Genomic DNA, 13504 nt, shown 5'->3' with positions numbered 1-13504 from the left:
TGAATTCGGTCTAATCATTTTGCAAGACCCGTAGTATAGTAAAAGCATAAAACATAGTAAGTATTTCAATTTGTGCACGAATTGGACTGAAGGTGATTCATTTGTTAGACAAACGCAGTACGGCCGTATTGCAAGTTTTGCTTCAAGCCGCAACATTTATATCAGTACAAGAGTTAATGAAGCAGTTTCAAGTGTCAAGACGTACCATCTATTATGATATTGAGAAAATTAACGATTGGCTGTGTCAGCAAGAATTAGAGTTTGTTCAGTACACATATGGAAAAGGCTTTTTTCTAAACGATCAAGCAAAGGACCAAGTTGCTAAACAATTTTCTCATGTTATGCCATCTGCTTACTTATCAGTTGAGGACCGTCAAATATACGTTGCTTTGATGTGTATACTTCGAGGCGGAAAAATTGGAACTCAGCAGCTCATGGATGAAACAGAAGTTAGTCGCAACACTGTATTACAAGATATTAAAGACTTAAAAAACAAGTGGGCAAAGAAAGGCATATCTTTGACATACAGCTATAAAGATGGGTACGAAGTAAAAGGATCTGAAAGCGACATTCGAAATTTGCTTTATATACACATTACAGAATTATTAAGTCAACATCAAGAAGAGTTGTTGAAAAGGGTTATGAAAGCAGATTACGAATATTCACTGATTTATAACTGGCTTGTAGAGTGTGAAGATAAACTGGGAATGGCGTTTACAGACAAGATGCTGACGCAATTAGCCTATATGCTCACGTGCTGTATTCAGCGTATTGGAGGCAAGCGCTATGTAGACGCCTTGATTACTAGAAAAGAAGAATTAGAAAAAACCAGGCAGTACAAAGCGCTGCAAGAAATTGAAAGCGTTTTAGGATTTGATTTTCCACCTCATGAAAAACATTATCTGGCCACGGTTTTACTAAGTGCAAAAGTAAATGTAGTAAATCAAGCAGATAGTGATGATTGGATGAGAACCATTGTAAAAGAAATGGTATCACGGTTTCAAGCATATGCTTGTGTGGTATTTGAAGATCGAAATCGTCTTGAACAAAATTTATATATTCATTTGAAGACGGCTTATTACAGGCTTCTCTATAATATTCACCTCCCTAACCCTATGCTTTCGGCTATTCAAACAAAGTATCAGGATATAGTGGAACTGACAAAAAAAGCGTTGCTTCCTTTGGAAAACAGCCTTCAAACACGTATTAATGAAGACGAAATTTCTTATTTTGCTCTTCATTTCGGAGGGTGGATGAAAAAACAAGAGGGAAGGCAAAAACAAAAGCGTATTGTTATTGTTTGTGCCAATGGAATTGGAACGTCCCGTATGCTTCAGTATCAGCTTGAACAACTGTTAACAGATGCTGAATTGATAGGGCCAATGACGGTAAGAGATTATGAGCAGTTTAAAGAAACCTATGATTTAGTTATTACAACTACGCCATTAAAAAAGCGAATGAACGTGATGCTTGTGAATCCTATTTTAACGGATGATGAAAAGCAGCGGTTAATCGACTTAGTTGAACCAGCTTCTTCTCAGCTAACCACTCAAGCCATCATGGGTATTATTAAGCAGCATGCAAATATTCAAGATGAACCAGCTCTATTAGCTAATTTAAAACTAGTGATACAGCAATCTAAAAAAATGGTAAGAGAGGATAAAAAGCCAATGTTGCATGAAGTATTGCAAGAGCCATTCTTGCAGCTTACAGATTCAGCAGATGATTGGAAATCAGCTGTTAGGCTGGCTGCCAAGCCTTTGTTGAACTATGAATATATTGAACCTTCTTATGTAGAAGCAATGATCAAAAGTGTAGAACAGTTAGGCCCTTATATTGTTATTGCGCCAAAAGTTGCGCTCCCTCACGCAAGGCCGGAACAAGGTGTAAATCGTGTGGGCATGAGCATGCTTCGTTTAAAGGAGCCGGTCTATTTTTCTACTGAAAAACAGCACGGAGCGCAGCTTATTATCGTACTTGCTGCTACTGATAATGAAACCCACTTAAAAGCACTGTCACAGCTTTCAATGATGCTATCTGAAAACGATAATATTGACAAGCTTATTGCTATGAATACAAAACAAGAAATGCTTGCGTTAATTGAAGTTTACTCAAATTAAAAGGAGAGATAAAAAATGAAAAAGATTTTAGTTGTATGCGGAAACGGTTTAGGAAGCAGTTTTATTGTGGAAATGAATGTAAAGAAAATTTTAGTAGAGCTTGGTGTTGAAGCACAGGTATCTCATACGGATTTAACAACTAGTAAAACGGAGCAGGCAGATATCTATTTAGGATCTGCAGATATTGTAAATCAATTGGATGATGGCACTCGCACGGTCGTGGCACTGCAAAACATTTTAAATCAAGCGGAAATTAAAGGAGCACTGCAAAAATACTTCGTGGAGGCGTAAGCCATGTTTGATTTAATTATGAAAGATATATTAGGAACACCGGCTATTCTAGTAGGGTTGTTTGCGCTCATCGGTTTGTTGCTTCAAAAGAAAAAAAGTGCAGATATTGTATCAGGCACGTTAAAAACAATTATGGGTTTTCTTATATTAGGAGCAGGAGCTAACATATTAATTGCTTCACTTGAAGCGTTTGGGAAAATGTTTAATAAAGCGTTTTCCGTTGAAGGGATCATTCCTAATAATGAAGCAATTGTAGCTGTAGCTCAACAAACGTTTGGTACAGAAACAGCGATGATTATGCTTTTAGGTATGATTGTAAATATCATTATCGCGCGCATCACGAAATTTAAATATATCTTTTTAACTGGGCATCACACCATGTTTATGGCTTGTTTGATTGCAGCAATTTTATCTACCGGCGGGTTAACGGGAGCACCTTTGGTTTTGATCGGTGCACTATTATTAGGTATTTTAATGGTTTTATTTCCTGCACTGCTTCAGCCGTATGTGCGTGAAATTACAGGGTCAAACGATATTGCCGTTGGTCATTTTGGTTCCTTAGGCTATTTAGTAGCAGGGTTTATCGGCAAGCGAGTAGGAAATCGCGAAAAAACAACAGAAGAAATTAAAGTTCCTCAATCCTTAGGATTTCTTCGGGATACATCTGTTTCTGTCTCACTGACCATGACCGTTTTATTTATTGTTGTTGCACTTTTTGCAGGTCCTGCATTTATCGAAACAAAATTAAGCGGGGGTCAAAACTTTATTGTGTACTCGCTAATTCAAGCAATCACCTTTGCAGCAGGAGTATATGTCGTGCTGGCGGGTGTTCGTATGCTTTTAGCAGAAATTGTACCAGCATTTAAAGGAATTGCTGACAAAGCGGTACCAAATGCCATTCCAGCTCTAGATTGTCCAACGGTGTTTCCGTTTGCTCCTAACGCAGTGGTCATTGGATTCTTTTCAAGCTTTATCGCAGGTCTCATTTCAATGTTCTTTTTGCCTCTATTTGGTCTAAGTATTATCGTGCCAGGCCTCGTTCCGCACTTTTTTACGGGAGCAGCTGCTGGAGTATTTGGAAATGCGACGGGGGGAAGAAGAGGAGCAGTGGTCGGGTCATTTGCCAATGGAATCTTAATTAGTTTTTTACCGGCTATTTTACTGCCTGTTCTCGCGTCGTTAGGTTTTAAAGGCACAACATTTGGAGATTCGGACTTTAGTGCGGTAGGTATTCTTCTTAGCATGCTAATTAAATTATTTACGTAAAGATAAAAAACTCATGTTACGCTAGTAGCATGAGTTTTTTTATGATATTGGAAGTGGAGGAGCAATGAATGAAAATTGGATTAGCGCAAGTGAGATTTCCAAAGTCAGCCGCAGAGGGTGTAGAAACGGTAGAAAATTGTATGAAACAAGCAGCAGAAGAAGGATGTAACCTTGTATGTTTTCCAGAATCAATTGTGCCGGGACTTAGAGGAGTTGGTTTTGAAGTTGAGACATACAATCACGAAATTCAACAAAATACGCTTTATAAAGTTAAGTTGTTTGCCAAACAGTTAAAGCTCAACGTAATTTTACCACTGGAGTGGCGCGACGAACTTGGTATGCATTTAACTGCTTTTGTAATTGATGAAAATGGAAAAGAATTAGGGTATCAAACTAAAAATCAAATTGATCCAGCAGAAGATCAATTTGGTTACAAGCCTGGAAATGGCCGCCAGTTGTTTGAAATAAACGGCGTGAAATTCGGTATTGTTATTTGCCATGAGGGATGGCGCTATCCTGAAACTGTCCGATGGGCTGCTGTAAGAGGAGCAAGCATTGTGTTTCATCCACAGTTTACTGGTGAAGTACCAGATCCGCAATTTTATGATTATGCAATGATTGCAAGAAGTACGGAGAATGGTATTTACTTTGCAAGCGTGAATTATGCCTTAGAGAACCAAAAAAGCACGACTTCTCTTCTTTCTCCAAAGGGTGAATGTTTGATAAAAGCGAAAGCTGAAAAGCAAGAACTGCTAACGTATACGATAGAGCCCGGTGAGGCTAACCGCCTGTTAGCTCAGCGTCTGTTATCAAATTTACTATTGTAAAAAAGTTTATTTTTCTAGTTAAATTAGCATGTGCGCTCTGATAATCCTTTGGTTATTTCTCCTTATGACGATATAAACATCAATATGGTATTATCGAAAGTTAAAGGGGTATTAAAAGGTGTGTGGAAACAATGGATCGAAAAAAAGCCGCATCAGTAGCTGGAGCATTGGTCATTGCCGTAGGAATTTGGCTGTTTCAAAGCGGGAAATTTAAAAGTGAAGCGCAGGCAGATAAGTTTACGAGTACATTTTTGGTCGATCATGAACAAACAGACAATGGATTTGAATTATTTACTTCGGATACCAATCAATATAGGATGTGGTTTCCGCTTCAGTATGTTATTCATAAATCTTCTTATAAAAGCAGTGAAGATGAAAGTGAAGTATGGACAGCATCAACGAAGGAAAATGATTCATACAATGCTGGGAAAATAACGGCTTTATTTTCTAAGAAAAAAAGCAAAGCAGCTCAAAATAAATTGGATGCATTTCAGCCTGATTACATGTTAAAAGGTAAAAATGCAACGATTTATGTGAAAAAACAAACAAGAGATGGAAAGTATAGCATTTATCATGCTTATGTGAATGATGATTATTCAGACAAGTATATTTACTATACGTTTGAACTAAAAAGCAGCGAACAGACAAACAGTACAAAACAGCAGTATTGGGTAGAAAAAATTCTTCTAAATACACAGTTTCAAAAAAACTCAGCTCAATAGTCAGCTGAGTTTTTTCGTAAGGGTTCATAATACTTTTGCTTTTTTATGTAAACGGGTACAATATGAGTAAGGAGGCCTTTGTATGATTGAAAAACAAGCAGTTGGTGAAAAAGCAGCACAATTTGTGGAAGATGGAATGATTGTAGGGCTAGGGACAGGTTCAACAGCTTATTATACAATTGTAAAACTAGGTGAACGAGTAAAAAATGGATTAAACATCAAAGCGGTTCCTACTTCTCAAAAAACAGAAGAGCTGGCAAGGAAACTAGGTATTCCCATTGTTACCTTAGCGGATGTTGAATATATTGATATAGCAATTGACGGAGCGGATGAAGTGGATAGCGAACTTTCTTTAATTAAAGGAGGGGGAGGCGCGCTGCTTCGAGAAAAAATGATTGCGTACGCAGCAAAGCGGTTTATCGTAATTGCGGATTCTAAGAAAATAGTGAAGACGCTAGGAGCTTTTCCTCTTCCTGTTGAAGTTATACGTTTTGGCTGGGAAATGACGGCGAAGCACATTCGCAGTGCAGGTTGTGTACCGCAGCTTAGGCTTTTAGATGATCATACGCCGTTTATCACCGATAACGGAAATTACATTCTAGACTGCCATTTTTCGGAAATTGAAAATCCTGCTGAGTTGGAAAAACAGCTGATAAGGATCCCGGGCGTAGTAGAGAGCGGTTTGTTTGTAGGAATGACGGAGGAAGTCATTACCGTACAAAACCAAGATGTTCATATCATAAAAAAATAGAAGCTTTGGCGTCGGGCCTAGGCTTCTATTTTTTAATTGGAAAGAACGTTCCAATTTTTCTCTAATTGATATATGTATTGAGACGCGTTCAGTACATTTGGATGAACGAAAGTATCAATTGTTTTTTGCGGACAAGCAGATCCGTATAATGAAAAAATGACAAGCTTGCTATGCTCGATTGGTGATACAACGTGAGATAAACAGCGATAAGAAGGATTTATCAAGCTTTTTACCATCTCATGGATATCTTCTTTGTCGTAAAAATCGACTTCAATTTCCGTCTTTACTAAATAACGGCTTTCAATGGCGCTGCTTCGATAATAATTGTAGCGTGCTCCTATGAAGTAGGACGGATCTGATGTTGAAACGTCCAAATTCGTATATGTTTGATCCTGCTTGCTTTTATAAAAAATAGAATCATGAGTATGCTTCATGAATTCTTGATAAGTTGTTCCATCTTCCCACAGAGCTAGAATACAAGCATCTGTTTCATCTTCCACGTTCCAACCCCCTAATTGGCCAATGAAACCATTCACGTGTGCAAGAGCAGCCCAATGCTGTTGCGTATATGAAAAAGATGCTTTTTTATCAGTCGGTATGCTGCATTTCACAATTTTTGTCAACATTCTCCCATCACCTCAATTAATTACTTCGATAAATGAAGGAAAAATCCTTCTAAAAAGAGGAAAATCATAGACATATCCCCCCTTTAAAAGCCATACATTTCAAATAGGACAATGTTAGGGAAAGAAGGGGAAATGAATGAAAGTTTTTCGTGCAAAAGCCTGTCAATCTCCTATGCGAAAAGGCTGGTCAATTATGTTTCAGCATCCGTTTAAAAAAGATGAAAGAGGAAGATCGAACCCGTTTGTTAAACGGTTTATGTATACAGAGCAACACGATGAAATTGACATTCTGGTTGAAGAGATGAATGAACTGCTGAGAGTGCAGGATTTTTGGACAAGTACTGCAAAAGGAAGAGCAAAAGCAAGATATGATGAACGAGTAGTGAATGCTTTTTATAACGATATTGAAAAAAGGACGAGCGAACAAATTGACAGCAAGTATGAGTACATTCATGTAATCGGAGAACAAGGAAGCGGAAAAACAGCCTTAATCCGCCAGCTTCTTGGTATAAAAAAGGAATGTGGCTTTCTAGGAATAGGCAGTAAAGGCGCTTATTCTGCTACGTATAAGGTGAAGGATTCCCAACACTATGAAGCTGCTGTCTCTTTTTTTACGCGAAGTGAAGTACAAAGGAAATTGGAGAATATCCTACTAAGAAGCGCTGAAGTGTATGCTGAAGGAGGCACGGATTATGACTTGGTCTTTGAGTTGTTACACGGAGATTCCTCTTTCAATCTGCGCGCTCTTTTGGGAGATATCCCATACAAAGCCCGTTATTTTAATGACGATGTTCCTTTAAGAATGAACGACGAAAATAGTTCATTCAAACAATTTGTAGATGCAATTAAACGAGAAAGTGAAATAGTAAAAGACGCTGTTGATCAAGAAGGAAGAGATTTTGCAGAGGGATGGCACAAGCGGCTTGAATGTAGGAAAATCACCGAGCAAATGCTTCTGGCCATTGAATCCCGGTTGAAAGAATACAAGGAAGGAACATGGGAAATAGGAGAAGACGACTGGCCAATATCCTGCCGTCTCACAGCAAAAGAGCTGTCTTCCCTTGGTCCGCTAACAAATGAAGAAGAAGAAAATAACGGACGTCTTATTTATCCATTGTTTCGTAGAATTGAAGTTTGCGGCCCTTTTTCTTTTAAAAAAGGGGTAGCGATTTGCGAGCATCCGTCTTTTGAATATACGAGCACCATCCACGATTCTTTTAAAAAAGCAGCTTCTATTTTATACGTACATCATGGGCTTAAAGAATTAGATATTCAATTTCTTCAACAGCTCATCGTACATGGTCATGGCGCTAAAATAAACGTTTGTGTTACACACGGAGATTTGCTTACCTCTCCAAGCTGCCGTACGGATTATGCTAAAAAACATGCCATGGCTAAAATGATAGATGGTGCGCTTAAAAGCGTTTCACCTCTTATGAAAAAGCAGCTTCACTACTATTTAACAGTAGGGAATACGACTATTTTAGAATGTGTACACGAGGAATTCAAAGAGAGTCACCTTCTGTATAAAGACTTAAAGGAAGCTTTAGTATCAGAAACGAGAAAAAAGCAGCAAGAGCTGCATCCTATTTATTTAAACTTGACTGTCTCTCAGGCTTTTTATGAAGCGATGGAGTCGCTGAACATTCCTTATATGGACAGAGAAACGTGTTTGAACATTTCCTTAGGAGAGCATGAAGGGCCGGTGCCAGTCATTACGTCCGCTTTTATTTCATCTGTCTACGAGCATTTTCTAAGCCAGCCGTCTGGGTGGTCAAGTACCTATCATTCGGTCACCGACCGACAGCAGGTTATTCAAGAATTGGCAGGTGAGTTTGCAACCGTCGTTTATTCCTATTTCAACGAACAGTTGCTTGAAAAATCCCGTAATGACTGGCTCGCTCTTTATAAACAAAAAGAAGACGATCAAGCCTACAAATATAGCAGACTGATAGAAAACGTAATTCCTGCCAAAAATGATATCTATCAGCAGCAAATTCTTATGAGAACGGTTTATCATCTGATTAAGTATGTCGTAGAAAAGAAAGACGGCGTACTGGTTCATTAAGGGGGCAAGGCGCGATGTAAAAAAGAGGTTTATCAATAAAAAAACAGAGCCTGAAATCAGGCTCTATTAGCGTTTGGAAATAGCAGTTAAAGTATTAGGTCCGGCAATGCCGTCAGCTGCTAGCTTATTGTCTTTTTGAAAATTACGTACAGCAGCTTCTGTATTGGCACCGAAGATACCGTCCGTACCTTTTGTATTATAGCCAATCGCTGTTAATTTCTTTTGAAGAGCTTGAACATTGCTGCCTTTGCTTCCTTTTTTAAGCGTTTGTTTTGTGTTAATTGTTGTATCTGCTGGTGGATTTGTTGGCTTTGGATTTGTTGGGTTTGTTGGTGTCGTCGGGTTCGGGTTCGTTCCTGAACTTCCTAAAGCTTTATATGTTGATGGGCCAACAATGCCGTCAGCCGTTAAGCCGTGGTCTTTTTGGAACTTACGAACAGCTGAATCTGTATTGGCACCGAACACACCGTCCGTACCTTGTGTATTATAGCCAAGTGAAGTTAGTTTCTGCTGAAGCTCTTTAACTGCATTTCCTTTGCTGCCTTTCTTTAAAACAGTTCCTGTAGAAGGAGCTGGAGTAGAACCTGAGTTTCCAGAAACGTTGTATCCGTTTGCTGCTGCAATGTCGTTAAATGATTTAGAAGAAGTTGTAATCACAACCGGTGTACCGACGGTCACTTTACTAAATAACCATTCTACTTCTTCATCGTACATACGAACGCATCCGCTGCTTACATATTTGCCGATGGAAGCAGGATTATTATTTCCGTGAATAGCATACGTCGTGCCGTATGTACCTCTCGCATTTAGGCCTAGCCAGCGATTGCCAAGGGGATTTCTAGGATCTCCACCAGGAATGTTCCCTTTGTAATAAGGGCGATTGACGATTTTATTTACTACTTTGAAATGGCCTTCTGGTGTAAGAGACTGCGTGCGTCCTGTTCCTACTGAAAACGTTCGGACAAGTGAACCATTTTGGTAATAAGCGAGTTTATTCGTCGCTTTGTTAATGATAATTAAATGAGATGGTGTTGAAGCAGCTTCTGTTTTTGGAACTCCTACAAACAAGCAGGCTAGAGCTAAAATAGCTGCTATGAGTACGATTGCTGTTCTTGATATTCTATTTGCCATGTGCTGCGCCTCCTTAGGCTGCATTAATGAAAAACGTATGATGCTTTGGGCTGTGCTATAAATTCTTCACTAATAAAATAAAAGACGAATAGCTGCATTTTCTATCCCTGTATGTATGCGCTTAATAAGGAAATCATTAAGTAGAAAGACTTTACTAGCGGGAATTTATAATAATAAGAATAACTAAGTTTTTCTTAATTCTTTGTACAACTTTAGGAATATAAGTTTACTAATCTAGCGGATTCACATTTACATAAGCATCACATCCTTTCCAGTTCTTCATTTTTGTGTAAAGAAATGAAAGCGTTATATAGATTGTTTTGTAATCATATTGTAACATAGTTGTATTTTTTGTACCATAAAAAGACATAAAATAGTATAAAAATACTTTATATGGGTTTTATGTACAAAAAAATCAAAAGTTCAGGAGAACGAAGCTATTATTAGATATACGAAACTGGAAAAGAAGTATGCGTAGTTTTGCGGAAATAGATAAATATTCTTATTCGAATATAGGGAGGGAAAGAGTAAAAAAACTACTTGCAAAGAGACAAGTAGTTTTTAAACCGTTATTTTTGAGCATACATTACAACAAAATTAAAAAATTTATAGATGCAATCCACCGTGCTGAACCCGCTTGCTGTTAACCAATTTAACTGATCGTGCAAAGTTGCCATTTTATCTAACTTCGTACGTTCATGAGCAGCCTCAATTTGCTCATGAGTTAATCCGCTTGCGGCAATTCTTTCGCTCCAGTCTTTTTTATATAACTCTTCAATAATAGAAGAAGGGCCTAATACTTGATCGGCATTAATAAATATTCCTCCTGTATGCAGCAAATCATAAATTTGTTCATACAGCTTTTGTTTTTGTTCGTCTTCTAAATGATGAATAGCAAGTGAGGAAATCACAATGTCAAATGAGTGCTCAAATTTGTAGCTTGTTATATCTGATACGATAAATTCTATATGCTGTTCATTTTTAAAGCGTTCCTTTGCTTTTTCAAGCATTTGATCTGAGACGTCAATCAACGTGAAATGCGCATCTGGGTATTTTTCTTTAACAAAAGAAGAAAACAAGCCTGTACCTGCTCCCATATCAAGTATGCGAAGCGGCTTTTTTGAAAAGTGAAGAAGCGAAACGGGAATAGAATAAAAATCAAAAAAACAAGGAATGAGTTTGCGGCGCTGCTCATCATACTGAGAAGCATGAGCATTAAATTTTTCTTTCACGTTATTTTTCATTTTTACAGCTCCTTTATTTGGTAATATTGAGATACATATATCGTATAGAAGTTTAATAGAAAAGAAAATAAACAAAAATAAGCAGTATTGATTCCAGTTTGTTATGAATAGAAAGAGATGGAGAGAAGAGAATGGAGATCAAATGGTTAAAAACATTCATCATAGCGGCTTCTTATGAAAATTTCAGGCAAGCGTCTGAAGATTTATTTTTAACACAGCCTGCTGTATCAAAGCATATTCAGCGACTGCAGCAAGAATTAGGAGATGAGCTTTTTGAAAAAAAAGGTAAATATATCGTGCTGACTGAGGCAGGACGCTTTTTTTTGCCTCATGCTCAAAAAATGGTGAGAGCATATGAAGAAGGAGTAGGGAATTTTAGGTTATGGAAGCAAGGATATAACCGAAAACTGACTATATCCGCTGCTCCTCAAATAGCAGCATCTGTTTTGCCGAGTCTAATCAAACAATTTGTAGAGAGATATCCCCATATTGAAGTAACGGTTAATATCACAAATTCGTTTCAAGTGGGAAAAGACATCAGCGACAGAAGGTCAGATATTGGATTAACAAGGATGCTTCCGGGTCAGGCAGACGTTTTTTGTGAGTTAATTCATAAAGAAAAAGCAGTCTTAGTTGCCCCGTTTTCTGCAGGGGCACGTACGGAACAGGAGCTGTTATCTTCCTACCGGCTCCTTACGAATAATCATCCTGTTTATTGGGAAGATTTACTCCTTCAAATCAAGGCTTGTTATCCTCACATTCAGCTGCTTCCTGTGACGCAAGTAGAAATTACAAAGCGCTTTATTGAAGAAGGCCTAGGCGTATCTTATTTGCCATTTTCTATGGTGAAAAAGGAAGTTGAAAATCAAACGTTAAGCGTAATTTCACAGCAAAAAATTATCCGGCCTTCTTCACATACGTATATCGTAACAAAAGGCGAAACAGAAGAAACAAAGCAGTTTAAGCACTTTGTGGCTGAGACCTTAACAGAAACGAGCTGAAATGATACCATAAAAAGGAAGGAGAGATGACGATGTATATATTGATCATGCTAGTAGCAGCAGCAGTCTTAGTAGATTTTATTTTAAGAAAAGTGCTTGATATACCTCGCAGCAAATTTTGGGGTGAATATGAGTATGAAAGTCTAGCTTTAGGACGATGGGATAAATATGTGACGATAGCTTTTGTTCTTTTTCTAGTACTCGATATGATCTTTATGTTTGTCGAGCCTTATATCGTGTCTTGCCTATTTTTAGTTGCGGCTATTTTGCTGAAAGGTATAGATGAATGGAAATATAAACAAGAAACCAAAGAGTACATAACAAGCTTTGTACAGATGGGATTCTTCCTTACGGCTTTTGTTCTATTAACCAGCGGAATTGTATAGAAAAAAGAGCTTTACCTATGGCAAAGCTCTTTTTATATTATTTAAAAATATGATCAATGTCTTTAATTTCCGAAGAAGTGAGCTGAACATCTAATGTTTTTAAGTTATCAAGTACTTGATCAGCGCGTTTTGCCCCCGGAATTAATACATCAATTGAATCGCGCGTTAAGTACCAAGCCAGAACAAGATGAGCTACTTCTACGCCTTTTGCGCTAGAGATTTGACGAAGACGCTCTACTTTTTCTAGATTTTGCTGAAATGCTTCCCCGATAAAATGAGGCATATCTTCGCGCAAGTCATTAAACTTTGTGTTTTTATCGTATTTCCCAGCAAGTAAACCAGCAGCTAGCGGGAAGTACGGAATAAATGAAATGCGGTTTGCAGCCGTATAAGGTAAAATATCGTTTTCTGCTTCTCTTTGAATTAAGTTATATTGCCCTTGCACCACGTCTACATAACCATCTTTATTTGCTTCTTTTAACTGATCTAACGAGAAGTTTGATACGCCAATAGAACGGATTTTTCCTTCATCTTTTAATTCTTTTAACGCACCGACCGCTTCGTCTTTTGGTGTGTTTTTATCAGGGAAATGAATATAATATAAATCGATATAATCTGTTTGAAGGCGTTTTAAGCTATCTTCAACCGACTGTTTTAAAAACGCAGGAGAGTTGTCTAGCAGTACCTCATCTCCAACAATTTTATGTGCTCCTTTTGTGGCGATAACCGCTTCTTCACGATTTCCACGTTCTTTTAGCACTTCACCAATTAGTTCTTCAGAGCGTTTTGGACCATAAATGAACGCTGTATCAAGGAGGTTTATGCCATTATCTAGCGCCTTATGAACAAGGTCCTTGCCGACTTCTTCGTTTAGGTTAGGATATAAGTTATGTCCTCCTACAGCGTTTGTTCCAAGTCCAATAGGATTAACATATAATTCGGATTTTCCAATCTGTACTTTTTCTGCCATGTCTAACGTCCATCTCCTTTTTTATATCTTCTTTTTTACTATAGCAAAATATACCATGAATCAAAAATAGTACGCTCATATCAAAAGCAGCCTTAAAAAAG

13 protein-coding genes are annotated in these 13504 nt (G+C 37.9%); 9 read left to right on the top strand and 4 right to left on the bottom strand.

What is annotated here, in order from left to right; genetic code table 11:
- The first annotated feature begins 101 nt into the window (after nt 1-101).
- From AC4NPH_RS09925 to rpiA, 6 genes are all read left to right on the top strand, one after another.
- Nucleotides 102-2120, top strand: a complete 2019-nt coding sequence (locus tag AC4NPH_RS09925) for a BglG family transcription antiterminator (protein WP_098315100.1) — start codon at nt 102-104, stop codon at nt 2118-2120.
- Between the two features lie 15 nt (nt 2121-2135).
- Nucleotides 2136-2411: a PTS sugar transporter subunit IIB gene (locus AC4NPH_RS09920; RefSeq protein ID WP_013055730.1), complete on the top strand. Its 276-nt coding sequence runs from the start codon at nt 2136-2138 to the stop codon at nt 2409-2411.
- A 3-nt stretch (nt 2412-2414) separates the two neighbouring features.
- Nucleotides 2415-3677, top strand: a complete 1263-nt coding sequence (gene ulaA, locus AC4NPH_RS09915; protein ID WP_013055731.1) for a PTS ascorbate transporter subunit IIC — start codon at nt 2415-2417, stop codon at nt 3675-3677.
- Nucleotides 3678-3745: 68 nt separating this feature from the next.
- Complete coding sequence (locus tag AC4NPH_RS09910) at nt 3746-4504, top strand: carbon-nitrogen hydrolase family protein (protein ID WP_013055732.1); 759 nt, start codon at nt 3746-3748, stop codon at nt 4502-4504.
- Nucleotides 4505-4635: 131 nt separating this feature from the next.
- Nucleotides 4636-5226, top strand: coding sequence for a YvcA-related protein (locus AC4NPH_RS09905; protein ID WP_013055733.1), 591 nt, complete (start codon nt 4636-4638; stop codon nt 5224-5226).
- 82 nt (nt 5227-5308) lie between these two features.
- Complete coding sequence (gene rpiA, locus AC4NPH_RS09900; protein WP_013055734.1) at nt 5309-5977, top strand: ribose-5-phosphate isomerase RpiA; 669 nt, start codon at nt 5309-5311, stop codon at nt 5975-5977.
- A 32-nt stretch (nt 5978-6009) separates the two neighbouring features.
- Here the strand turns inward: rpiA and AC4NPH_RS09895 are convergent, their stop codons facing one another.
- Entirely contained in the window at nt 6010-6603 is a 594-nt protein-coding gene (locus AC4NPH_RS09895) for a YdbC family protein (protein WP_013055735.1), read from the bottom strand.
- A 136-nt stretch (nt 6604-6739) separates the two neighbouring features.
- Between AC4NPH_RS09895 and AC4NPH_RS09890 the strand changes: the two genes are divergently transcribed.
- Nucleotides 6740-8671 carry a hypothetical protein gene (locus tag AC4NPH_RS09890; protein WP_098315101.1) on the top strand — a complete coding sequence of 644 codons (1932 nt, stop codon included), beginning with the start codon at nt 6740-6742 and terminating at the stop codon, nt 8669-8671.
- Nucleotides 8672-8737: 66 nt separating this feature from the next.
- Here the strand turns inward: AC4NPH_RS09890 and AC4NPH_RS09885 are convergent, their stop codons facing one another.
- Nucleotides 8738-9802, bottom strand: coding sequence for a L,D-transpeptidase family protein (locus AC4NPH_RS09885; protein ID WP_013055737.1), 1065 nt, complete (start codon nt 9800-9802; stop codon nt 8738-8740).
- Nucleotides 9803-10371: 569 nt separating this feature from the next.
- On the bottom strand, nt 10372-11046 hold the full coding sequence (locus AC4NPH_RS09880; RefSeq protein WP_098315102.1) for a class I SAM-dependent methyltransferase: 675 nt from the start codon (nt 11044-11046) through the stop codon (nt 10372-10374).
- 131 nt (nt 11047-11177) lie between these two features.
- On the opposite strand from AC4NPH_RS09880, the gene AC4NPH_RS09875 reads away from it, so the two are divergent.
- Nucleotides 11178-12047, top strand: coding sequence for a LysR family transcriptional regulator (locus tag AC4NPH_RS09875; RefSeq protein ID WP_098315103.1), 870 nt, complete (start codon nt 11178-11180; stop codon nt 12045-12047).
- Between the two features lie 32 nt (nt 12048-12079).
- Nucleotides 12080-12433, top strand: a complete 354-nt coding sequence (locus AC4NPH_RS09870; RefSeq protein WP_098315104.1) for a DUF4181 domain-containing protein — start codon at nt 12080-12082, stop codon at nt 12431-12433.
- Between the two features lie 37 nt (nt 12434-12470).
- Here the strand turns inward: AC4NPH_RS09870 and AC4NPH_RS09865 are convergent, their stop codons facing one another.
- The gene (locus AC4NPH_RS09865) at nt 12471-13403 is read right to left on the bottom strand and encodes an aldo/keto reductase (RefSeq protein ID WP_013055741.1); all 933 of its coding nucleotides are present in this window, start codon (nt 13401-13403) and stop codon (nt 12471-12473) included.
- Between the last annotated feature and the right edge of the window lie 101 nt (nt 13404-13504).

It is taken from the genome of Priestia sp. MDV22-iso46, assembly GCF_058629175.1.
This window is presented reverse-complemented; position numbering and strand designations above follow the sequence as displayed.